A 24613-nucleotide genomic window follows, 5' to 3' on the forward strand; every position below is an offset into this window, starting at 1 on the left:
TTATCAAGATTCATATTTTAAAAGTCCAGTGGATTCGATTCTTTTATAGGAGAGTCGATGCAGCTGGACTTTATCTTTTTATTTTGGTATTTTTTAGCAATGGGTAGATGGATTTGGGAATACCCGATAGATGTACATATACCAAATAAAGAAAGCACGAAATGAAGAAAGGAGAAGGCATGAGAAAAGCAATTGTGCTTAGCATTAGTGGTGTTGTCATAGCAGCAGGTATAGGCATCATGTGGGTTAATGATCCAACCACTGCTGAAAAACCACCAGCCGCATCAGTTGGGTATTCAAGCTTTACAGATTTGGGAACGTTGACCAGGGAGCAACGATTGGATGCTCTTAGTCATTCAGCAACAATCCATACTCCAGTAGGTGTATTTCAAAGAGTAGACAATCAGCAGGTCGTTGCCGGTGCGCATAACGTGGCAACGCGTGTAGAGGATATTAATGCTTCTACACAACAAGTGGTAGTGGGAGGCTCACTGTTTATCCGGGTCGAGTAAAGTAAACGCACGATCAAAAGTAGATGAACAGGAAGTAGCTAAGATACAGATAAGAAAGATATAGCGGAAATATAGACAAGATACACATAAGCGAAGACAGCCCTGAACAAAGGCTGTTTTTTCTTGTACAGCTCATAATTCCTACAAACACATCGCTTTTTCGATATTTTATTTCATTCCACTCCAGCACCGCTACCGTCAATGATGATAGCGTTAACACCACCATGTATGAGCTACACACGTCTGGTAGGGCTCGTTTATTTTTATGTTCAACGGGTAATGACCCTACATGTGCAATAACGATGGTGGCAGGAATTACATGCAGTACGAATGAGGCATTCACAGCATCACCTGATTGCATTTTGAATATCATCACATGGAGGGATTCATCATGACACATAACACATACCCATTTGAAGATTCGGTCGTACTTATTACAGGCGCAAGCACAGGGATTGGACGTGCAGTGGCGACTGCCTTTTTGGAAAATGGCGCCAATGTTGTGCTGGCTGCTCGTAGTGAGGACAAGCTGTATGAGGTTGTAGATCGCTATAATAATGATCGTTATCTGATCGTACCTACCGATGTACGTGAAAGCGCGCAGGTGGATGCACTGGTAGACAAAGCGGTAGCACATTTTGGCAAGCTGGATGTTGTGATCAGTAATGCAGGTACCAATGTATCCGGCCCGATCGAGGAACTGACCGATGAAGACTGGCACAATATGCGTGCCACCAACGTGGACGCTCAGATCTACCTTGCACGTGCCGTTACGCCGCATCTGGTCAAATCACAGGGCTCATTGGTCGCAACCTCATCTGTATCCGGTCTGGCAGGTGACTGGCCACATCCGGGCTATAATGCAACCAAGGGAGCGGTCAGCCTGCTCGTCCAATCGCTCGCATTACAGCTTGGTGAAAAGGGAGTGCGCGTGAACGCCGTAGCACCAGCCTTTACCGTGACGGAAATGACCAAGCCGATGATCGAGGAGGGCGGACAGGAAGTGGTCGAAAAGTTCAAATCCCGCGTCACCCTGCAACGCATCGCCGAAGCGGAGGATGTTGCACCAGCATACCTATTCCTGGCAAGCCCGGATGCGCGTTATATTACAGGTGTTATTTTGCCAGTCGACGGCGGTACAAGCGCGTCCAACGGACAGGGCAACTCCCCACGCGAGTTTGGTAATAAATAAATGGGATACTCAGTCAATAGTTATTGACTGAATAGCAGCAGGTTTGCTCTGGTATGTCTTTCAAGTTCATAGGCAATATGAATGGTATACATGTCTGGGCATCCACATATAGCGATTAATGATATTATCGAAGCAGGCTCCCTATAGGAGCCTGCTTTAGCTATAGTCGTGGGCAAATGAGGCGGTTAGTATAGAGGCTGATATTTTTTGACATCGTGCTACAGCTTGCTAGTTGTTAGATAACCATTTTCGAATGTATACACTTCCATTTTTAAATATCCATCGTTCCCAACCATCTTACAAAAAATCACCAACCTGCCACTTCCATGCCTGTTTTTAAAATGTGAAATATGTTACGATAGTACATGCCGTTATGAAATTATTTCAATTTTTAAGGATGGGTGTAGATGTGGCTTCAACACATGATCCCATCATCAACCTATATTCAAATTGACTGTTCGACATCAACCTTTGGTGCCTGAATCGATTAGGAGGCTATCATATGAATACAGTAGATCGTATTCTGGACAAAGCGCTGCAAGGCGGACGCCTTGATGTGGAAGATACAATTGCGCTATATGAATCGGATGAGATTGAGAAAATGGGTCATGTAGCGAACCAGCTCATGATTCGCAAAAATCCTGATCCGATCACTACATTCGTCATCGGTCGTAACGTGAACTATACCAATGTCTGCGACGTATTTTGCCGTTTCTGTGCCTTTTACCGTCGTCCGGGTTCACCGGAAGGCTATGTATTGCCAGACGAGACGATTTTGCAGAAAATTCAGGAAACTGAGGATGTAGGGGGTACGGAGATTCTGATGCAGGGCGGGGTCAATCCTGATCTGCCATTTGAGTACTACCTGAACATCCTGCGCAAAATTAAACAGCATTTCCCGAACATCACGATGCATTCCTTCTCTCCAGCAGAGATTATGAAAATGCAAAAGCTATCCGGTCTGTCGATGGAGGATACGATTCGTGCGATTCATGAAGCCGGACTCGATTCGCTGCCAGGTGGCGGTGGTGAAATTCTGGATGACCGTACACGTCGTAAAATCAGTCGTTTGAAAGGCTCATGGCGCGACTGGATGGATGTGATGCAGACGGCACACAAAGTCGGCATGAACACAACCGCAACGATGGTTATCGGATTCGGTGAATCCTTTGAGGAGCGCGCGCTGCATATGATGCGTGTGCGTGACGCACAGGACGAATGTATCCGCAATGGCTACGATTCCGAGGGCTTCCTGGCATTTATCTCCTGGACATTCCAGCCAGATAACACCAATATGAAGGCAGAAAAGCAAACACCGGAGCAATACCTGAAAAATGTTGCAATTAGTCGCATCGTACTCGACAACATCAAGCATTTCCAATCGTCATGGGTAACGATGGGCCCTGAAGTGGGCAAGCTGTCGCTGCAATACGGCTGCGATGACTTTGGTAGCACGATGATGGAGGAGAATGTCGTTTCTGCCGCGGGTACAACGCACAAGGTAAATATCGAGCAAACGCTGGATATCATCCGTGCCGCTGGCAAAATTCCAGCACAGCGTGACACCAAATACAACATCCTTAAAGTATTTGATGATGAAAGCTACAAAATCCAACGCGACTTCATTATGCAGAACTAATCAATCAGTAGAGATCATAGTCACAAGTATACATCGCATTCAAAAGGCGCTACCATTCCAGCGAAGGAATCGTAGCGCCTTTTATATATTTTATACAGATGAGGGGAAGTTACTATCCGAGAGAGCGTATACGCATAATCAAAATGAATTGACGATCCTAGCATCCATCTCATGACAAAGTAGCAATACCATAGTCATCCCAATAATAGTAACCTCACAAATAGCACTAATCTCATACACACTACATCCAACTAACCAACGTGCTCCAGCTTATCCACTACGCTTCAAATGAATATGTACGCTCTACCTTACATATTTTCACCGAATACTGATCATACCATTGCTGCTTGCCCTGCTGCTGCGCAAGCTGATGCACCGGATTCGCTTTCCAATTGCGGATCGATTCCAGATCACTCCAATATGAGATCGTCACCCCTGCACCCTCAGCATTGCGATAGCTCTCGACACCGAGAAAGCCGGGCTGCTGCTCTGCCATATCCACCATCGTATCCGCCATTTTCCCATACCCATGATCACCCTCTGTACGCTTGCTCGTAAAGATCACAGCATAATAAGGCGTTTCTCGTTCTTCAAGAGGTACGTGCATTGAAATCCTCCTTTTCTATTATCGATTTCTATTTTCAATATGCTACAGTTAAATTATAAAGCTGTTCCTGACCAGAAGGAACTACATTTAGAAGAGACTACATATCGAACAAGGAGTGATAAACGATGAAATGGATGTTCATCTCCGATATTCACGGCTCACTATACTGGCTAAACCGCACACTGGAAAAAGTCGCCATCGAGCAACCCGACCAGCTCATTTTGCTAGGGGATTACATGTACCACGGCCCACGCAATCCGCTACCTAAAGGCTATGACCCTGCCGGTGTAGCCGATGCCCTCAACACTCATAAACATCAAATCATCGGCATCCGCGGCAACTGCGATGCCGAAGTCGATCAAATGCTACTACAATTCCCTATGATGGGCGACTATGTACAACTATATGCTGGAACACGCCGCATCTACGCCACTCATGGTCACGGCTATAGCATCGATAACCTGCCCGACTTATGCCACGGCGACATCTTCATTCAGGGTCATACCCACATTCCTGTTGCCGATATTAAAAATGGCATCTACACCCTCAACCCGGGCTCCATCGCACTACCGAAACAGGACTATCCACATTCTTACGGCATTCTGGACAACGATACCTTCACCGTTAAAGACTTCGAAGGCAATCCGATCAAGTCGATCACTTTCGAATAAGATTTAAATGCTAAATCCGAAGCAGTAGTAGATCACGATTTAATTAGCGCATGTATGCAGACTGCTTTTAATGAAGCAGATAACACTGCGAGAAGAAATAAGGGAACGGACGTAGGGTACCGCACAGGAATCTATGAAGGGATAACGCATTGTAGGTTCTTCTGCTCCAAATCTCTAGTAAAATGAATAGACTCTACAAAAACTCTTTATTATGAATAAAATTCAAATTTTGCGATTGTCATGATAAAGCGATAATGGTATGCCATTACCTGTCTATTTATGCAATTCATATCTACTACATGCAATTCGCATGCTGCTAGCAACACGGAACGGAGGGAAGGAAATAAGGGAAAAGGACGACTTTGGAGGCTGGGAATCTACATTTTATCCTAATCCGTAGATTCCTAGCCTCCACCTGAGGACGTTCCCTTATTCCTTACCGGAAGTGATTGATGCCATATTTCTCAATTGAGCACACAAATCTATAAGCAAGCACCCGAACAAACTTTAAAATGAATAAGTAATATTTATTTTTGAATGGGTTTACAGCTGTTCCTCGAACATTAGCATGCACATACAGCTAACCCTTGACGTACACCCATCACACTTCTATAATGATGAAAGCAAAGCTGATCATACCAACCCATGCAATGACAAAGACATGAACATCAATACCGTCCAGTTCAGAGAGAGGAAAAGACTTCACGCTGGAATTTCCTTCGGTTGACGATTGTTGTTTACCCCTTTGGAGCAATGATATTGAACCCATAGTGTGCCCTTTCGCACAGATGGCAGTAAGCATCATCGGTTCATCCCCGTTAACGGATGTTCAATGAAGGATTCTGCACATGCTTTTTTGTCATGTGAGGTGTGGAATCGAATCAGGGTGGAACCACGTGTGTATATAACGCTCGTCCCTTTACCGGGACGGGCGTTTTTTGCTGTCCATACAGGGGAACAACAGAACAGCTTCAATCCAACCTATGTACAGAGAGGAAGATTTATGATGGCAATCGAAATCAAACTGCCTGACGGCTCGCTCCGTCAATATGAGGAAGGCAACAACATTGGCGATGTAGCCAATTCCATTAGCAAAAGCCTGTTCAAAAATGCAGTAGCAGGTAAGCTCGACGGCATCGTCGTTGATCTGAACACACCACTGCATAACGGTGCACTGGTTGAGATCGTAACCGCAGATAGCACAGACGGTCTGGAAGTGATCCGTCACAGTACAGCTCACCTGACTGCACAGGCGGTAAAACGTCTGTTTGGTGCAAAAGAAGTGAAGCTTGGCGTAGGCCCGGTGATCGAGGACGGCTTCTACTACGATATGGATCTTGAGCATTCCCTGAATCCGGAAGATCTGCAAAAGATCGAAAAGGAAATGGAGCGTATCGTCAACGAAAATCTGCCGATCACACGTCGTGAAGTGAGCCGTGCAGAAGCACTGGACATTTTCCGCGAGTTGGAAGATCCATACAAAATCGAGCTGATCGAAGCATTGCCAGAGGATAGTATCATTACGATCTACGATCAGGGTGAATTTTTCGATCTGTGTCGTGGTCCACACGTTCCATCGACAGGTAAGCTGAAAGTATTCAAGCTGCTGAGTGTAGCAGGTGCTTACTGGCGCGGCGATAGCAAAAACAAAATGCTGCAACGTATCTACGGAACTGCATTTAACAAAAAGCCTGAGCTGGAACAGCATCTGCACTTCCTGGAGGAAGCGAAGAAGCGTGACCATCGTAAGCTGGGTAAAGAGCTGGGTATGTTCACATTCTCCAATCTGGTTGGTCAAGGTCTGCCGATCTGGCTGCCAAATGGTGCCAAGCTGCGCCGTACACTGGAGCGTTATATCGTTGATCTGGAAGAAAAGCTGGGCTACAGCCACGTATACACACCTGTACTCGGTAATGTAGAGCTGTACAAAACATCCGGTCACTGGGAGCACTACCAGGAAGATATGTTCCCAGTTATGGCAATGGACAATGAAGAGCTCGTTCTGCGTCCAATGAACTGTCCTCACCATATGATGGTGTACAAGAGTGATCTGCGCAGCTACCGTGATCTGCCGATCCGTATCGCTGAGCTGGGTATGATGCACCGCTATGAAATGTCCGGCGCATTGACTGGTCTGCACCGTGTGCGTGCGATGACATTGAACGATGCTCACCTGTTCGTTCGTCCTGATCAAATTAAAGACGAATTTGCACGTGTTATCCAGTTAATCCAACAGGTATACAAAGACTTTGGCATTAGCGATTATCGCTTCCGTCTGTCGTATCGTGATCCACAGGACACAGAGAAATATTTCCCGAACGATGAAATGTGGGAAATGTCCCAGCGTATGCTGCGTGAGGTCGTAGAGGATCTGGATCTGCCATTCTTCGAAGCCGAAGGCGAAGCAGCATTCTACGGTCCAAAGCTGGACGTGCAGATTCGTACTGCACTGGGCAAGGAAGAAACATTGTCCACAGTACAGCTCGACTTCCTGCTGCCTGAGCGCTTTGAGCTGGAATATATCGGTGATGATGGTCAGAAGCACCGTCCAGTCGTTATCCACCGTGGTGTGATTTCCACAATGGAACGCTTCACTGCCTTCTTGCTGGAGAACTTTGCTGGCGCATTGCCACTGTGGCTGGCTCCCGTACAAGCGAAGGTTATTCCGGTATCGACTGCATTTGATGATTATGCTCGCAAGGTTGAAGATGAGCTGCGTCTGAGCGGTGTGATGGTAGAAGCAGACCTGCGTAACGAAAAGCTGGGCTACAAAATCCGTGAGGCACAGCTGGAGAAGATCCCGTACATGTTCGTTATCGGTGAAAATGAAATGAACGCGAACAGCGTATCCGTACGTAAACGTGGCGAGGGAGATATCGGCTCGATGCCACTGGAAGAAGCAGCGAAGCTGCTGCGTAACGAGATTGCAGATCGGACCATTTTCTAAGTGAGATCGGTAGGCCATTCGATGGCGGCATCGCTTCGTCTGGATATACAGCAATAAATATTTATAGGAATAGGTAGCGATTTATGCCAAATGCGCTGTAACTGGTTACCATTTCCTTTATAATAAAAGCATCGGTGAATATCGCCGGTGCTTTTATTTTTGACTGTCTATCGGTCCCGAGACCGAGACCGATTTCATTCTGTTGCCGCTATGGCGAGCAGCCATATTCATTTACACTGAATGTATCGTAAACATCGGTGACGGCAAGCGAGGGCAAGTACCCTTGTCCAAGCGGCCGAATAAGAAAGTGAGGAAACGGCATGAATAGACATATGTTCCGCAAGACGTTCTGGGGACTTAGCTTGATCGGTCTGGGACTGGTGTTTCTGCTGGATCGATTGCAGCTTATCGATTTTGGAGTACGTGACGTGATATTTATGCTATGGCCCCTGATCTTGCTGGAGATTGGCTTGAATGAGCTATTGTTCAAATGCAAGCGTGATGTGGGTGGCTGGATTATGACGATTCTCGGTGTGTATTTTATTGGACGCAATCTTGGCTTTTATGATTATTCGATCGGTGATCTGATTCGATTGATGATTCCGTTATGGCTGGTGTTTTTCGGTTTCCGTCTGATGTCAGGCAAAGGGAAATCTCACAAGCGCCGTCAAAACTATGATTATTCAGGTATGAACGGTAGTGATGGCATGTCAGGTTCTTCTACGTATACACCGCCTACACCTCCACCACCGCCGGCTCCTTCATCACTTGATGATCTGTTCGATGAGAAGCTGGGTCATCAGTATGCTAAGGGCTCAGAGCAGCGTCATGAGGCAGAAGCTTCCGATCACGCTTCATTTGGTAGCCGACCAGAACCAACTGAAGGGCAGCCTGGACATGGACCGAATTTGCGGAAAGAACCGTTACACGCTCGCCGTCCAAATCAAGACCCGATGTTCCGTCAATACGGCTCGATGCATGCAGACCATTGGAAGCAGAATAAGCAGCATTTCAAAGAGCATATTCGCAATATGAAGCACCAGAAGCAGTGGCACCATGATCAGTGGAAAAAGCAATTCAAGAGCGATCACCACGCCTACAATAATAAATATGGTAGTGAGTATGATACTGGCTATGGTACAGGCGTCGATGCCGAGGAACGCTCCAGCTTTATCGGAGATGTGCATATCGGTAAAGATTATTTTGAGCTGAAGCCGATGAATATTTCTCATTTTATTGGCGATACGATGCTCGATCTGACGCGTGCGCAGATTCCTTATGGGAAGACACGTATTAATATTTCTGCCTTTATCGGTGATGTGAAGGTGTTTATCCCGAGTGGTGTTGAAGTGAGCTTCAAGGCAGAAGGCAATTCGTTTATCGGTGATATGGACATTTTGAACCGTAATAGCGATGGCATGATGAATCGTCTGAGCGGTGAGACGAGCGAAGCCGATACGACAGGCAAGCGTGTTGAGATTACAGTGAACGTGTTTATTGGAGACATTCGAATCAACCGGGTGGGGTAAACGACAATGCGGACAAAGTGGTTCAAAAATATCAAATGGGAGCTTATCGGCTTTTTCAGCACCGTCAGTATTTTGACGACCATTACGATCTACGTGATGCTGACGAAGGACTATCAGCTCCTCCATTTGCCAGAGAAATGGTATTACTATCTGATCGGGCTAATCGCCATGTGGCTGACTGCTGGCTATGTTGCCGGACAGCGTGTACAGCGCCGTATCGATAATGTGCATCTGAAAATGACTCAGGTCGCCAAAGGGAATTTTGGTACGCGCCTGGAGCCGATTGAGGATGAATCGTTCAATCGTGTACATGAGGAGTTTAACGAAATGATGAGCACGGTCGAGCGGAAGATGCGCATTTTACAGCAGCTGGGCGAGCGTGAGGTGATTGAGCGTGAACGTGAGGCAGAGCTGGCGGTGCTGGAAGAGCGCCGCCGCATGGCTCGCGATTTGCATGATTCAGTGAGCCAGCAGCTGTTCGCGATCCATATGTCCGCATCCTCGCTTCCAAAAGTGCTGGAAATCAATCCAAAGCAGGCAGGCATCGTGATGGAGCAATTAATCCAGATGTCACAGCTGGCGCAAAAGCAAATGAGAGCGCTGATCACCCAGCTTCGCCCGATGGAGCTGGAGGGTCGTTCGCTATCTGAGGCGCTGGACACCTGGTTTCCAGATTACTGCCGACATAATGGATTGAAGGGAATACAGGATATTGAACTAGCAGGAAAATTGACTGAGGCCAAAGAGCGTCAGCTTTTTCTCATTATTCAGGAGGCGCTGGCGAATATCGTCAAGCATGCTGAGGCTTCTATTGTCAGCCTATCGCTGCAAGAGGAGTCTCATCATGTCGCTTTACATATTAGCGATGATGGGCGCGGCTTTGATATGAGTGTGCACAAGCAGGGCTCATACGGATTAACCATTATGGCAGAACGCGCGGAAAAGCTTGGCGGACAGGCGGAGATCATTAGCAAGCCTGGTGCGGGCACGACGATCCGCATCCATATTCCGAAGTTCGACATATTGTATAAGGGAGCGGATGAAGGTGGACAAGATCAAAATATTGCTGGCAGATGACCATGATATGGTACGGATGGGGCTGAAAACCTACCTGATGCTGGATGAACGATTTGAAGTGATTGCTGAGGCAGCGAACGGACAGGAGGTCATCGATCTGCTGGAGCAGAGCATCGATGGCGTGCAGCCAGATTTAATTTTGATGGATATGATGATGCCAGTCATGAACGGAGTGGAGGCGACGCGGCATATTTTACATCGATATCCGCATTTAAAAATTGTCATATTGACCAGCTTTATCGAGGATGATCTGGTTGTAGAGGCGATTGAGGCAGGTGCGGTTAGCTATATTTTAAAAACGGTCTCGGCGGAGGAGCTGATCTATGCGCTGCAAGGGGCAAGCCGCGGTATGCCGGTCATGACCGGTGATATTTCACAGGCGCTCACACGCGGGATTCGTCAGCGAAGCACGGCACAGGAGGAAGCGTCAGACCTGACCGGACGTGAGCGCGAGGTGCTGATGCTCATTGCCGAAGGGCTGAGCAATAAGGAGATTGGGGAAGAGCTTCATATCAGCATCAAAACGGTCAAGACCCACGTAAGCAATCTGCTGATGAAATGCGAGCTGGAGGATCGGACGCAGCTGGCGATCTTTGCCCATCGTAAGGGCTGGGTCAGTCAGACCTGAGTATCTTCTTCCTATATGCCAATGCGATATGCCATCCGTTAATGCTCCATTTTATATATAAATTATGTTCTATCCGGTTTAATTTATGCTTTACATATCGTGCAACCGCCGAATCTGGCGGTTTTTTGCTGTTTTACGCAGGAATGGTAGCGAGTGCAATGCGAGACGGTAAGGATTTATTTTCTTTTTAATTGATTTTAATGTGAAGTTAAGGTTAATAAGCGAATATAACAATGTACCAAATGAGTTACACACATGGCATACACAATGCATTCATATCATGGGAATCTGGGAGGTTTTCTTCATGGAAGATAAGAACAAAAATGAATTGAGCAACGGCATGTCTGGTGACGGCCAAAACAATCATACAGCAAACTCTACTCCGAACGGACCGAATAACGAACAATCGCACTACTATTCCTACGGCCCATTCCAATCGTTTAACAAAGATGGTCGTGAAGGCAACGAGGAACGTCCTGCAACACAGACACCATCTCCATCACAGGTTGAAGTAACGCCTCCTGCACCGACTCGCCCGATCTACAGCTCAGATCTGAACAATACACCACGTGGTGGACAACAGGACCCACTGAATCAGCTACACAGCTCAGGTAACGGAAATGGCGGTTACAATGGCTACAATGGTGGTGGCACTGGTGGTAACGATGGCAACAACCGTAAGCCGCAATTCCAGTACAACAAGCCAAAAAGCCCGGTCAAGACGATTGTAGCTTCTGTGCTCGCCGGCATGATTATTATGACAGGTGGAATGTACGGCGCAGATCGTGCGAACCTGTTCACTGGCGGCAACGCTGCGGCGACGTCGAACACTGTAGCAACGACAACGACAACACCTACCGAAAGCAACTCGGTGACACAGGCAGCATTGCCAGTCGGCTCCGCTGACGTGGCGGACGTAGTGAAAAAGGCCAGTCCAGCTGTCGTGAAAATCGAAACTTATTCCAATTCCCGCTCTGGTAGCGGTGGTGGTACTAGCAACAATCCGTACTACAATGATCCGATGTATCGCTTCTTCTTCGGTGATCAATTCGGTAACGGTGGTGGAAGCGGAAGCGGAAGCGGCGGTAGTGGCGGCGGCTCCAGCAATGGTGGCGGTAGCAGTTCTTCCGGTTCATTAACTCCACTCGGTATCGGCTCTGGCTTTATTTTCGATAAGAGTGGTTATATCCTGACCAACGCACACGTGGTTGGTGATGCTGACGTGATTCAAGTAACACTGGAAAACAACAAAACACCGTATGAAGCGAAGCTGATGGGTAAGAGCACCGATCTTGACTTGGCTGTGCTGAAAATTGAGCCAACCGAGGGTCAAACAGACTTCCCTTACATCTCGCTCGGTAACTCCGACAATATGGAAATCGGTAGCTGGGTCGTTGCAATCGGTAACCCACAGGGCTTTGACCACACAGTTACTGCTGGTGTACTGAGTGCGAAGGAACGTAGCATTACCGCTTCGGATGAAGAGAACGGTCAATCGACTAACTATCAACATCTGCTGCAAACCGATGCGTCCATCAACCCTGGTAACTCCGGTGGCCCACTGCTGAACATGAATGGGCAGGTTATCGGTATTAATACCGCTGTGAGCCAGGATGCACAGGGTATCGGCTTTGCGATTCCGTCTAATGTTGTAGCCAAAGTAGTGGAAAACCTGAAAACAGGCAAAGAAGTACCAGCAACACCTGTACCATTTATCGGTGCATCGCTGATGACGCTGACACCTGAAATTTCGCAACAGCTGGGCATTAATACAACAAGTGGCTCCGTCGTAACCGAAGTGCTGTACAGATCACCTGCATATCAAGCTGATCTGCGCTCGTATGATGTAATCACAGGTATTAACGGCACGGCGTATTCCAACAGTCAGGATCTAATCACTGCGATTCAGAAGCTCAAAGTGGGCGATACCGTTACGGTGAATATCATCCGTGATGGTAAGAAAATGGATCTGAAAGTGAAAATTGGCGATCGCAATCAATATCAAAACTCGATCGGTAGTTCGGATAACGAAGGCGGACAATAATCTCGACTCACTCCATGATCCGGCTGGAAGATCATAGCCGGTTTATATAAATGAAAGGCGGAAGGGATATCCTTTCCGCCTTTTGTGTGATTGTATACAGGAAGTAGTGTAAAATGCATTTCGTTGATACAATAGAACCAGTGATCGATCTAAGAACGTTGACCAAAGGAGAAGCCGCGATGAGACCAACTATTTTAATTATTGATGACGATGAAAAGATTATCTCCATGCTACGGCGTGGATTAGCTTTTGAAGGATACGAGGTGCTGACTGCTTCCAATGGAGCGGAAGGCTTGAATAAGATGCTGGAAAATGATCCTGCCCTGATGGTACTGGATGTGATGATGCCACAGGTGGATGGATTCGAGGTATGTCGCCGTGTACGTGAAGCGGGAATTTCCGTGCCGATTCTGATGCTGACCGCGAAGGATGAAGTGGAAAATCGGGTGCGTGGACTGGATGCAGGTGCGGATGATTATCTGGTGAAGCCCTTTGCACTGGAGGAGCTACTTGCGCGTGTGCGTGCTTTGCTGCGCCGTAAACCGGATGCGGATTCGTCCAATACGAACCGTTTGTCGTTTGAAGACCTGACGCTGGATGCGGATGCACGTGAGGTGACACGTGATGGTCAACGACTGGAGCTGACTGCAAAGGAATTCGAGCTGCTGCATCTGTTCATGCAGAATCCGAAGCGTGTGCTTTCCCGTGACCTGATTATGGACAAAATCTGGGGCTATGACTATAGCGGCGAATCCAACGTACTCGAAGTATATATTGCGATGCTGCGCCAGAAGACAGAAGAGCATGGTGGCAAGCGTCTGATTCAAACCATTCGGGGGGCAGGCTACATTTTGAGAAGCAACACCTAAGGAAGGGACTGACAGTATGTCAATACGCTTAAGACTAACAGTATGGTATTCTGGCATATTAGCGGTGACGTTAATGCTGTTCAGTGTAGCAATCTATGCGTTTGTTTATTTTAATACGTATCAGGAGCTGCGTACCCGGCTGCTGGATCAAGTATATCGGATTCAAGTATCAGCAGGTGTGCCTGATAGTCAGGGGCATGTGGATCTGCTGCCATCGGTAAAGGATTATTATCGGTTGATGGAGTCAGGATTTCGAATCAAAATCGGTAATTATACCGATGCTTCACGCGAGCATTCGTATAACGGGAGCTTTCTCACCGTACCTGCTCCTGACAAAATTCCAAGTGATCTACAGCAGGTCGATTATAATGGACGCTCCTACTTAGTTGCCTACGGGGGCATTTTCTCCACGACCAATCCGAATCAGCTGCTGGGCGTGATGATCATTGCAGCCGATATGACCGATTCTAACCAGCTCTTTGACGATCTGCGGGTTACGCTCATTGTTGGCTCGCTAGCAACGCTGTTTATCGCGTTTACACTCGGATTGTTCCTGGCGCGTAAATCGATGGCGCCGATCGGCAAGGTGATCAAGGCAGCGAATCAGATTCAAAATGGAAAAGACCTGAGCGTACGTATCGATTACGATGGGCCATCGGATGAGATCGGTCAGCTAATCAGTACGGTTAACGGGATGCTTGGGCGTACCGAGGTGTTTTATAAGGAGCTGGCAGAGGCGTATACTGCACAGCGTCGCTTTGTCTCGGACGCTTCTCATGAGCTGCGTACACCGCTCACAACGATTCGCGGTAATGTCGATTTGCTGCAAAAGGCATGGAACAAAAAGCCGGACGAAGCGCCGCATCTGGATGAGCATATGCTCAAGGAGCTGTCGATGGAGGCGATCAACGATATTGCTGACGAAGCGAAGCGAATGAGCAGGCTGGTCAATGATATGCTATCGCTGGCACGTGCAGATGCTGGACAGACGATTATTAAGGATAGTCTGCCTGCGGGTGAGCTACTGGAGGAAGTGGTACGTCGGGCGCAGTTTATCCCGCACCGTGCCGAATGGAAGCCTGCTGATATGACGGAGCTGCATGAATATTTTGTGTACGGGAATAAAGATTATTTGCAGCAGATGCTGTTTATCTTTATCGAAAATGCGTTTAAGTATACGCCAGAAGGCACAGTGACGCTGGATACAGTCATTTATCCAGAGCAGATTGGTGTGCGTATTAGCGATACAGGAATCGGTATGGATCAGGAGGAGGTTCCACATATTTTCGAGCGCTTCTATCGTGCAGATGAATCGCGCGGGGTAACGCCAGGAACCGGACTCGGTCTATCGATCGCCAAATGGATTATTGATGCGCATGAAGGCTCCGTAGAAGTCGTTACAGCCAAAGGCAAAGGCACGACGTTTGTGATCTGGCTTCCGTTGGCAGCCGTTCCGGTAGAAGGTGAAATTTTGCCAGAGCGCTTGCCGGATAGTGAGGAAGTGCTCGATCTGCCAGAGACGAAGAAAGAGCAACCGAAAAAAGAGCCAAAGAAAACGATTCTCAAGCCGATTAAAAAGAAACCGGATAAAGAAGAGCCTCCTACCGATAAAAGTGCGGGTGGCGAGTAACCATACCTATGAACAATCACACGATGATTGAACAGGTATAGTGGGAATAAACAAGTACGGTACGAATGCACAAGTACAGTAGGAGTAAGCAGGTACGGTACAATGAGCAGTGCTCGCAGCTTTAAAGACACGCAATCCAATAGGAGCTTTTACTATCAGGTGATAGACTTCATCCTAAATCAATCCTAAGCAACCATCTGAAAAGTAAGCAACAATCAGAGAAGTAATATTAACGATACTCTAGCTCCTTACATGTAGAATGTAAGCGAATGCGATCAGGCACAGCCCAGCGAAATCGGAATAAAGTGACCGGCTTCGCAGGCGGTGCCTTTCTGTTGTTGTCAGAATACGTTATAATGAATGGGTATGGCTATTATGAGCAAACCCGAGAAAGCAGGTGTCTAGCCCAGATGGAAATCGTAAAAATTGCGCCACGTGGATACTGTTATGGTGTCGTTGACGCTATGGTTATCGCACAACAGGCTGCGCAGAATCCTGATCTGCCACGCCCTATTTATATACTAGGCATGATTGTACACAACAGTCATGTGACCAAAGCTTTTGAAGATCAAGGTATCGTTACACTGGATGGCCCGAACCGACTGGATATTCTTGATCAGGTCGAGAGTGGTACGATTATTTTCACCGCTCATGGCGTATCGCCAGAAGTCCGCAGGATCGCTCGTGAAAAGGGATTGACTACGGTTGATGCGACCTGTCCCGATGTGACTCGCACCCACGATCTAATTCGTGACAAAACAGCCGAAGGCTATGAGATCATTTATATCGGTAAACGAAATCATCCTGAGCCAGAAGGTGCGATTGGCGTTGCCCCGGAGCATGTGCATCTGATTGAGAAGGAAGAGGAAATCGCTGATCTAAACGTACAGGCGGATCGTATTCTGATCACCAACCAGACCACGATGAGCCAGTGGGATATTCGTCATATTATGAACAAGCTGCTGGAGAAGTTCCCTGGTGCTGAGGTGCATAATGAGATTTGTCTTGCCACTCAGGTGCGTCAGGAGGCTGTTGCGGAGCAAGCTGGACAGGCGGAGCTGGTAATTGTTGTCGGTGATCCGCGCAGTAATAACTCCAATCGACTCGCACAGGTATCCGAGCAGATTGCTGGTGTAACAGCATATCGAATTTCGGATATTACCGAGCTGGATCGTGAATGGCTGAAGGGCAAGTCCAGAGTAGCGGTGACCGCAGGTGCGTCTACACCAACACCGATTACGAAGGAAGTAATCGGCTATCTGGAAAAATACGATAATGACGATCCATCCACATGGGAGATCGTACGTACCGTAAACCCAGACCGTCTATTACCGCCTGTGCGCGAGAAAAAGGGTAGAACGACCAATCAACCGGTTCGTCGTTAAACGTCGCTTATATCGCTACTGAGGGCGTCTGGTAAGGCTTTTATAGCGTGTAAATGCTGGAACAGTATCATTCTCCATTTCTTTTTATTGTAAAGAAATGGGTAATTAGCACAGCTAAAGAGTATCGCCGATCATTCGGTGATACTCTTTTTTATTTGATCTTAAAGGTTAAGCGGAGCAGTGAGGGGATAACAAGCGAGTACGGTTATATAGGTCTCTATAGCGATGAAGCAACAGGAATGGTGTGAAGGTCTTGACAAGGATGGGCTAAAACGATATATTTACTTTAGTGATTAAAAGCTTAAAAGCGTGTAAGCTAAAAAGCGAACAAGCGTTAAAGTAAATGATAACGCTGAATGATATCGAACATCGAAAATCGTAACGAGCGTGATCTTCCCATCATGGCTCACCAACCCATTCCATATCTGTATAAAACCATACATTGTCCATATCAAAGGAGAGAATGATTATGATCGCAAAAGTATCCAAGCAAGCCTCACAGGAGCAATTAAATGAAATTGTAAGCATGATTCGTGAAGAAGGTGTACAAGCCCACGTTGCTCATGCAGCAGAGGGTATTGTCGTTGGCATGATCGGCAAGGTTACACCTGCACTACAGCAGCGTCTTGAACAGCATACCGTTGTACAGGCAGTGAACAAAGTGTCCAAGTCCTACAAGCTGGCAAGTCGTGAATTTCATCCAGAAAACACAGTGATCGAGATCGGCGATGTACGCATCGGTGGCGGCGAGCTGGTCGTGATGGGTGGGCCATGTGCGGTAGAATCAGCAGAGCAGATTGATGAAATTGCTCGTCTGGTCAAAGCAGCAGGTGGTCAGGTATTACGTGGTGGCGCGTTCAAGCCGCGTACTGGCCCATACAGCTTCCAGGGTGTAGGAGTGGAAGGCTTGATTATGATGGCGGAAGCAGGGAAAAAGCATGGTCTGCTTACGATTACGGAAGTTATGACACCGGAGTATGTAGATATCTGTGCAGAATACGCGGATATTTTGCAGGTTGGTACGCGTAATATGCAGAACTTCGATCTGCTGCGTAAGCTGGGTGAGGTGCGTAAGCCCGTGTTGCTCAAGCGTGGGTTCAGTGCAACATACGATGAACTGCTCAATGCGGCAGAGTACATTCTGGCGGGTGGCAATAAGGATGTAATGCTATGTGAGCGTGGTATTCGTACATTTGAAGGCTACACACGTAATACGCTCGATCTGTCAGCCATTCCCGTTCTTCAGCAGCTCAGCCATCTGCCGGTCATTTCTGACCCAAGTCATGGTACAGGACGTCGTGAGCTGGTCGAGCCGATGACACGCGCTTCTGTTGCAGCAGGCGCAGATGGACTCATTATTGAAATGCATACCGATCCAGACAACTCCATGACCGGTGATGGCGTACAATCGCTATTCCCGGATCAATTCGCACGATTGCTGCGTGAGCTGGAGCAGCTCGCACCGATTATCGGCAAAAGCTTTAACACTGCGAAGGCGCCAGCAGAGCAGTTTGCTGTATCCGCACAGGCATAATACGGAGAGAAACTAACTAAATAGTGAATCGATGAGCAGAAGTGTTCAGCTTGTACAACTGAACACTTCTGCTTGAAATTGAACAATGAACAGGTTGATCACAATAGGATCAGCCTGTTTGGTATATCGTTAAGGATTTTGGTACCAAATTATCATTTTCATCATTTCATGCAAACAAATGCAAAAAAATGAGCATTAATCACAAACCTGCTTCAAAAAAAGCTGATATATCAAGCATTTCCTACTTTTTTTCATACGGGTAAAGCATCGTTTAGAGGCTTAATGGTTGGAATAAAGCTACCGTACTCCCCGTGCGGGGCTTGTAGTTTACGTGTGAAAGGAGTAATATGCCATTTAAATATTATATTCATTTGCTGGTGTGACGCTTTAAAGCGTGTAGTGAATACGTGGTAAGGCATAACGCATCACATTGCTTACACGCTATGCAATCGTTGATTGACGAAGCGATTTCTTTTTTGGTAAGCTATGAAGTGTAAGCATTTCTTACATTTCAGCCAGAAATATATCACATGGCTATTGACGATGTCAGGTTTTTGGTTTTATAATGACGACAGAAAAAAAACGAGAACATGAACATTTGACATTAGAAAAAGTTGCAATGTTCGGAAATTTGGGGAGGAAAGTACAAATGCCGGTAGAAAATGTATTGAAGCTCGCACAGGAAAACAATATTGAGTGGTTCGATTTCCGTTTCGTAGATTTGTCGGGACGTGCACACCATATCTCACTGCCATCTAGCGAAGTGGATGAGGATACTTTTGTGAATGGTGTAGCGTTTGACGGTTCTTCTATTCCAGGCTTCCGCGGTATTGAAGAGTCCGATATGGTTATGATGCCGGATCCAGAATCCGTATTTATCGATCCATTTACAGCTCATCCGACAATCAACGTAATGTGCAACATCTACACTCCAGATGGCGAGCGCTATGAGCGTGACCCACGTGGTATCGCCGAGAAAGCAGAAGAATTCCTGCAATCCAGCGGTGTAGGTACAGCGGCATTTTTCGCTCCAGAATCCGAATTTTTCATCTTTGACGATGTTCGCTACCAGAGCGATACACACGTATCCTCCTATTCCGTAGATTCTAACGAAGCTTTCTGGAATACGAACCGTAAAGAAGAAGGCGGCAACCTTGGTTTCAAAATCCGCAAAAAAGGCGGTTATGTACCTGTTGCTCCAGTTGACTCCCAGCAAGATATCCGCAGCGAAATGTGTCGCCTGCTGGAAGAAGCTGGCCTGAAAATCGAGCGTCATCACCATGAAGTAGCAACAGCTGGTCAAGCGGAAATCAACTTCCGTTTTGATACTCTTAAATTCACAGCAGATAACCTGCTGAAATACAAATACATCGTGCACAACACAGCGGTACAATACGGCAAAACAGCAACATTTATGCCAAAACCACTGTTCGGTGATAACGGTAGCGGTATGCACGTTCACCAATCTATCTTCAATGGCGACACGCCTCTGTTCTACGAAAAAGGCGCTTACGCTAACCTGAGTGAAATGGCTCTGCACTACATCGGCGGTATCCTGTACCATGCACCTGCACTGATCGCGCTGACGAACCCGAGCACGAACTCGTTCAAACGTCTGGTTCCTGGCTACGAAGCACCGGTTAACCTCGTATTCTCCAAAGGTAACCGTTCCGCAGCAGTACGTATCCCGGTAGCTGCTGTAACACCTAAAGGCTGTCGTATCGAGTTCCGTACACCAGACTCCACAGCTAACCCTTACCTGGCGTTCTCCGCTATGCTGATGGCTGGTCTGGACGGTATCAAAAACAAACGCGATCCACGCGAGCTGGGCTATGGTCCTTTCGACAAAAACATCTACGAGCTGTCTGATGAAGACAAACAAGGTATCCGCAGTGTACCTGCTTCCCTTGATGAAGCTCTGGATGAGCTGGAGAAAAACCACGAGTTCCTGCTTCAAGGTGATGTGTTCACAGCAGACTTCATCGCTAACTACATCGCGTTCAAACGCGCTGAAGCAAAAGACGTTGCAATCCGTGTACATCCACACGAATTCAGCCTCTACTACGATTGCTAATCGGCTGACTGCCGATTCACACGGTAATACAAGCCGCAAGGCTGCTGAATCCTCCGGAATGACTGTTCCGGAGGATTTTTTAATAAGTCATCGGGATGTAAAGGCTTTGTTCGGAAATAGCCATAAACTGTCGTTATTCATGCATGCTGTAAAAAATAATCGCTTTGGATGCCAGCGTGACAAAAGACACTTGCTCACCCTGGAAAATGCTGATATCATAGCGATAATTACCACGAACCTGACATCACCTCTTTACAGGGATAAAGATGTCATGCCGAATCTGAAAGGGTGGAGTAAGAGATGACCAAGAGAGCTTATAATTTCAATGCCGGTCCGGCTGCATTGCCGCTGGAAGTGCTGGAGCGCGCTCAGAAGCAGTTTGTAGACTATGAAGGTACGGGAATGTCGATTATGGAAATGTCGCACCGTGGAGCGGTGTATGAAGGCGTACATAAAGAAGCTGAGCAGCGTCTATTATCTCTGCTGGGTAATCCGGAAGGATTTAAGGTGTTATTCCTGCAAGGTGGCGCGAGCACGCAGTTTGCGATGATCCCAATGAATCTGCTGGGTGAAGGTAAAGTGGGTAGCTATGTGGATACAGGGAGCTGGGCAGGCAAAGCGATTAGCGAAGCGAAGCTGCTTGGGGAAACGCAGGTTGCTGCTTCGACTAAAGAAGATAATTACATGCGTGTACCGACGGCTGATGAGCTACAGATTGCTCCAGACGCAGCTTATGTGCATCTAACTTCGAATGAAACGATCGGTGGCGTGCAGTTTAAGCAATTCCCGGACACAGGCGATATTCCGCTAATCGTGGATATGTCGAGTGACATTTTAAGCCGTCCACTGGATATGAGCCAATTCGGCATGATCTATGCGGGCGCGCAAAAGAACCTAGGACCTTCAGGCGTAACAGTTGTTATTGCACGCGAAGAGCTGGTAAATAATTCACCAAAGCATATTCCGACGATTTTCCGTTATGACACTCATCTTAGCAATGGATCGTTGTACAATACACCGCCATCGTTTGCGATTTATATGGTTAATGAAGTGCTGAAATGGATTGAAGAGAAGGGTGGCCTTGAAGGCGTAGAGCGTCTGAACGAGCAAAAGGCGAACCTGATCTATGATGCGATCGATAACAGCAATGGTTTCTACAAGGGTGCAGCTCATACGGATAGCCGTTCCCATATGAACATTACTTTTAGGCTGGAAACGGAAGAACTGGAAAAAGCCTTTATTAAGGCATCCGAGCAAGCAGGCTTTGTTGGTTTGAAGGGACATCGTAGCGTAGGGGGGCTGCGCGCATCGATTTATAACGCTGTACCGTACGAAAGTTGTAAAGCGTTGGTAGAATTTATGCAGGATTTCCAGAAAAAACACAGCTAATAGAGCAACTTTTATAGCTCGTTTGCGTTAAAAAGAACAAGCCTTCCCTTCTGGGAGGGCTTTTTTTAAAAATATTCAACTATTTTTTGTCAAAAGCTGTCGCAATTTACCGAGATAGGTTATAATCAAAAAGAACTAGATAAAAGGTGGAAACAGAACTATGGCACTACACATTGTATTGGTCGAACCAGAGATACCAGCGAATACTGGCAATATTGCCAGAACATGCGCAGCTACAGGGATTCACCTGCATCTTGTGCATCCTTTGGGTTTTAGAACAGATGATGCTACTCTCAAAAGAGCCGGTCTTGATTATTGGCATGCTGTAAATATCGAGTATCATGATTCTTTTGAAGAGGTTCAAAAGTCCTACACTGGTCATCGCTTCTTTTATGCCACTACCAAGGCTAAAAACAGATATTGTGACTTCCAGTTTCAGGATGGCGATTTTTTCGTGTTTGGCAAGGAAACGAAGGGGCTGCCACCTGAGCTAATTGCAGCTAATCCGGAGACAGCCATGCGCATGCCGATGTCTGGTGATGTCCGCTCGCTGAACCTGTCCAATTCAGCGGCCATCATTGTATATGAAGCATTGCGGCAATTGGATTTCCCCGGCCTGAGCTAAAAGCAGCTTCGGGTGCAGTGAGAAAAGTCTTGCTTCTAAAAGAAAGAATAGAAATTAGTAAAAGTTAGCAGGATTCAACAAGTAAGCGAAGAATATACAGAGAAGTGAAATAGAGAATATATAGTTTATATTCCAAATTTTATTACACTGATATTCTTCCTTCACTTGTTATCGAGTATATGCATCAGGCACATACTCCAGTATCAATTACAGAGAGGTGTATAATTGTATGAAACCGGCAGGCGTTGTACGTAAAGTTGATCAATTGGGAAGAATTGTGTTGCCAAAGTCGCTGCGTAAAAGATATCAAATGAATGAAGGAGACCCGGTTGAAATTCTTGTACAGGGTGATCATATCATTCTGGAAAGATATCGTCCGAAATGTGTATTCTGTGGCTCTATGGAAGAAGTGAGCGAGTTTAAGGATCGCTATATTTGCGCACAATGCGTGACTGAAATGAACTTGATTCCTAAAAATGCCTAATTTATTTAATGAGTAACATGTAAGGGGATGAGTGACCAGGATAATGCCTGTGCAGCAGCAATTGGACAGGTAGCACACTGCGCCATGCCATTCGAATTGGTCCCATACAAATATGAATCATCTCCGGTCGCTTTGATTGTAAATATAAAGACCTTCCAGCCTGATCTCAGGTCGGAAGGTCTTTTTTGCAGACGGTTAGCAGACGATTATGTTTTACTGCTATACTCTCCATGCTCTGTATAAAACATGCTGCTGCTCATGCGAAAGCACTATCGATACATAGTCTTACCCTTATTTGAAAAAGAGAAAGTTCGTAGCTACCGGACGAAGCGAGCCATCGGATGGATGATTGACGACACGCCCATTTAAAATGAGCGAGGTGGAGCCGCCGCCATCCAGATTGTAGGCATCGATCACGCCCATTTTATACAGCTTATCCTGTAGCTCCTTGAGTGTGGCTCCAGAGCTACCATTCTCATTGTAGCCGTCTGCGGCAATGACGATCAGTTGATCATCCTTGTACTTACCAATGACGGTACGCGGAGCACGTAGTGGAGTGTTCTGCCATTTGGCTGGGATCGGTGTTTTTTGACCATTTTGAATCAGAATCGGTACAAAGGAAGCACCGAATGAAGGTGATAAAGCATCGAGCTTTTGCTGATTGGAGAATTTGCCACCGATTAGCTGACCTGAATTGTTCAGACCGACAAAGAACAGATCCTTAAAGCTTGGCTGAAAGCCACTTACATACTGACCATTCAGCATCGTCGTGCTAAGCGGATAGCGCTTGCCTGCTGAATCGGCAAAGCCACCTGCGTTAATACCAGCGATTGCGCCATAGCGCTGGGTGGCGGTTAAGGTCGTTTCTGCTCCGCCAAAGGAATCCTTGCCAAGCGTCATTTTCATCGCTTCTGGATCGCGTAGCTTGATCTTCATCGCATAGGCGCGATACGAGCCTGGGTTCAGACGATACAGCTCAATATTGATGCGCTGACTATTCACACGCTCGACTGCGGCACCAAGCCTTGAGGTAATGCGCCTGTTGTAAATCTGCTCTGGCTTTTGCGCCTGCGTCGAAGCCGTACGCACGATCGATGACATCGCTGAGGTCGTGCGATTGTACAGACGTGTCGTTTTCTCAATCGAGGCGGATGTTTGTGCAGCAACCTGCTCTGCCTGCTGCAAGCCATTCATAATGCTTGATGTCTGCTCGCTTAGTGCTGTACGGGGCTTATAGGGCTCTAGCTCGAGCGGAATACTTACGTCATGCGACTGAAGCAACAGCACCGCGAACACGCCGACAAAGGGCGCAATCGCTAGCAACAGCAAACGATTGATCCGTCTAATACCTTTGTTCATTTGAGCAGCTCCATTTTCTTTTGTAGCGTATTGAGTTGCTTTTGTACTTCATTAAGCTGGGTATACAGCTTGTTACTATTATCCGTCTTGTTGCTGGCATTGTCCTTTGTAAAGGTGAGCAGCTCGTTAAAGGAATCGACCTTGCTTTGAAGCTGCTCCATCTCCTTGGACATCGTTGTCAGGCGAGTCTCATAATCACTTTGCAGGGTAGCGATCTGTCGCTCCGTATCCGCCTTGATCGCGGTGATCATCTGCTGTTTCAGGTGATTGCTATATAGATACGCTGCTGTTGCTCCGAGCGCAATAATGACGATCAAAAACACCAAAAACCATCGTGCAGAGGTGCCGCCTGAGGGCCGCGGACGTGTCATGGAGCGCGAAGTAGGCTCTGATTTGGAATCCATGTCGGATCACCTCG

20 protein-coding genes are annotated in these 24613 nt (G+C 47.0%); 17 read left to right on the forward strand and 3 right to left on the reverse strand.

Going from position 1 to position 24613, the window contains the following annotated elements:
* Positions 1–179: 179 nt before the first annotated feature.
* From IEX62_RS02775 to mqnC, 3 genes are all read left to right on the forward strand, one after another.
* Positions 180–512, forward strand: a complete 333-nt coding sequence (locus tag IEX62_RS02775) for a hypothetical protein (protein WP_188773861.1) — start codon at positions 180–182, stop codon at positions 510–512.
* A 391-nt stretch (positions 513–903) separates the two neighbouring features.
* Positions 904–1704 (forward strand): meso-2,3-butanediol dehydrogenase, encoded by an 801-nt coding sequence (gene budC / locus IEX62_RS02780; protein WP_188773862.1) that lies wholly within the window; start codon positions 904–906, stop codon positions 1702–1704.
* 502 nt (positions 1705–2206) lie between these two features.
* Positions 2207–3343, forward strand: a complete 1137-nt coding sequence (gene mqnC / locus IEX62_RS02785) for a cyclic dehypoxanthinyl futalosine synthase (RefSeq protein ID WP_188773863.1) — start codon at positions 2207–2209, stop codon at positions 3341–3343.
* A 277-nt stretch (positions 3344–3620) separates the two neighbouring features.
* Here the strand turns inward: mqnC and IEX62_RS02790 are convergent, their stop codons facing one another.
* Positions 3621–3950: an antibiotic biosynthesis monooxygenase family protein gene (locus tag IEX62_RS02790; protein ID WP_188773864.1), complete on the reverse strand. Its 330-nt coding sequence runs from the start codon at positions 3948–3950 to the stop codon at positions 3621–3623.
* 125 nt (positions 3951–4075) lie between these two features.
* On the opposite strand from IEX62_RS02790, the gene yfcE reads away from it, so the two are divergent.
* The 14 genes from yfcE (at position 4076) to IEX62_RS02860 (ending at position 22836) form a co-directional block, all read left to right on the forward strand.
* Positions 4076–4621, forward strand: coding sequence for a phosphodiesterase (gene yfcE / locus IEX62_RS02795; protein WP_188773865.1), 546 nt, complete (start codon positions 4076–4078; stop codon positions 4619–4621).
* A 1006-nt stretch (positions 4622–5627) separates the two neighbouring features.
* Positions 5628–7568: a threonine--tRNA ligase gene (gene thrS, locus IEX62_RS02800; RefSeq protein ID WP_188774045.1), complete on the forward strand. Its 1941-nt coding sequence runs from the start codon at positions 5628–5630 to the stop codon at positions 7566–7568.
* 320 nt (positions 7569–7888) lie between these two features.
* Positions 7889–9097, forward strand: a complete 1209-nt coding sequence (gene liaF / locus IEX62_RS02805) for a cell wall-active antibiotics response protein LiaF (RefSeq protein ID WP_188773866.1) — start codon at positions 7889–7891, stop codon at positions 9095–9097.
* 6 nt (positions 9098–9103) lie between these two features.
* Positions 9104–10174 carry a sensor histidine kinase gene (locus tag IEX62_RS02810; protein ID WP_188773867.1) on the forward strand — a complete coding sequence of 357 codons (1071 nt, stop codon included), beginning with the start codon at positions 9104–9106 and terminating at the stop codon, positions 10172–10174.
* Positions 10137–10802 carry a response regulator gene (locus IEX62_RS02815; RefSeq protein ID WP_284446165.1) on the forward strand — a complete coding sequence of 222 codons (666 nt, stop codon included), beginning with the start codon at positions 10137–10139 and terminating at the stop codon, positions 10800–10802. The genes IEX62_RS02810 and IEX62_RS02815 overlap by 38 nt, the downstream gene beginning before the upstream one ends.
* A 304-nt stretch (positions 10803–11106) precedes the next feature.
* Positions 11107–12846, forward strand: a complete 1740-nt coding sequence (locus IEX62_RS02820) for a S1C family serine protease (RefSeq protein ID WP_188773869.1) — start codon at positions 11107–11109, stop codon at positions 12844–12846.
* Positions 12847–13025: 179 nt separating this feature from the next.
* Entirely contained in the window at positions 13026–13715 is a 690-nt protein-coding gene (locus tag IEX62_RS02825; RefSeq protein WP_188773870.1) for a response regulator transcription factor, read from the forward strand.
* Positions 13716–13731: 16 nt separating this feature from the next.
* Positions 13732–15345 carry a sensor histidine kinase gene (locus IEX62_RS02830; protein WP_188773871.1) on the forward strand — a complete coding sequence of 538 codons (1614 nt, stop codon included), beginning with the start codon at positions 13732–13734 and terminating at the stop codon, positions 15343–15345.
* A 410-nt stretch (positions 15346–15755) separates the two neighbouring features.
* Positions 15756–16730 (forward strand): 4-hydroxy-3-methylbut-2-enyl diphosphate reductase, encoded by a 975-nt coding sequence (locus tag IEX62_RS02835; RefSeq protein WP_188773872.1) that lies wholly within the window; start codon positions 15756–15758, stop codon positions 16728–16730.
* Positions 16731–17178: 448 nt separating this feature from the next.
* Complete coding sequence (gene aroF / locus IEX62_RS02840; protein ID WP_308422625.1) at positions 17179–18264, forward strand: 3-deoxy-7-phosphoheptulonate synthase; 1086 nt, start codon at positions 17179–17181, stop codon at positions 18262–18264.
* A 649-nt stretch (positions 18265–18913) separates the two neighbouring features.
* Complete coding sequence (glnA, locus tag IEX62_RS02845; protein WP_188773874.1) at positions 18914–20338, forward strand: type I glutamate--ammonia ligase; 1425 nt, start codon at positions 18914–18916, stop codon at positions 20336–20338.
* Between the two features lie 300 nt (positions 20339–20638).
* Entirely contained in the window at positions 20639–21727 is a 1089-nt protein-coding gene (gene serC, locus IEX62_RS02850) for a 3-phosphoserine/phosphohydroxythreonine transaminase (RefSeq protein ID WP_188773875.1), read from the forward strand.
* Positions 21728–21887: 160 nt separating this feature from the next.
* Entirely contained in the window at positions 21888–22352 is a 465-nt protein-coding gene (gene trmL, locus IEX62_RS02855) for a tRNA (uridine(34)/cytosine(34)/5-carboxymethylaminomethyluridine(34)-2'-O)-methyltransferase TrmL (RefSeq protein WP_188773876.1), read from the forward strand.
* Between the two features lie 229 nt (positions 22353–22581).
* Complete coding sequence (locus IEX62_RS02860) at positions 22582–22836, forward strand: AbrB/MazE/SpoVT family DNA-binding domain-containing protein (RefSeq protein ID WP_188773877.1); 255 nt, start codon at positions 22582–22584, stop codon at positions 22834–22836.
* 291 nt (positions 22837–23127) lie between these two features.
* Here the strand turns inward: IEX62_RS02860 and IEX62_RS02865 are convergent, their stop codons facing one another.
* Both IEX62_RS02865 and IEX62_RS02870 read right to left on the reverse strand, forming a co-directional pair.
* Positions 23128–24195 (reverse strand): phosphodiester glycosidase family protein, encoded by a 1068-nt coding sequence (locus IEX62_RS02865; protein ID WP_188773878.1) that lies wholly within the window; start codon positions 24193–24195, stop codon positions 23128–23130.
* Positions 24192–24599: a uroporphyrinogen-III C-methyltransferase gene (locus IEX62_RS02870; RefSeq protein WP_188773879.1), complete on the reverse strand. Its 408-nt coding sequence runs from the start codon at positions 24597–24599 to the stop codon at positions 24192–24194. Before IEX62_RS02870 ends, IEX62_RS02865 begins: the two co-directional genes overlap by 4 nt.
* Between the last annotated feature and the right edge of the window lie 14 nt (positions 24600–24613).

Origin of the sequence: Paenibacillus hunanensis, assembly GCF_014645615.1 — a bacterium.
In the GTDB taxonomy this organism is placed as follows: Bacteria; Bacillota; Bacilli; order Paenibacillales; family Paenibacillaceae; genus Saccharibacillus; species Saccharibacillus hunanensis.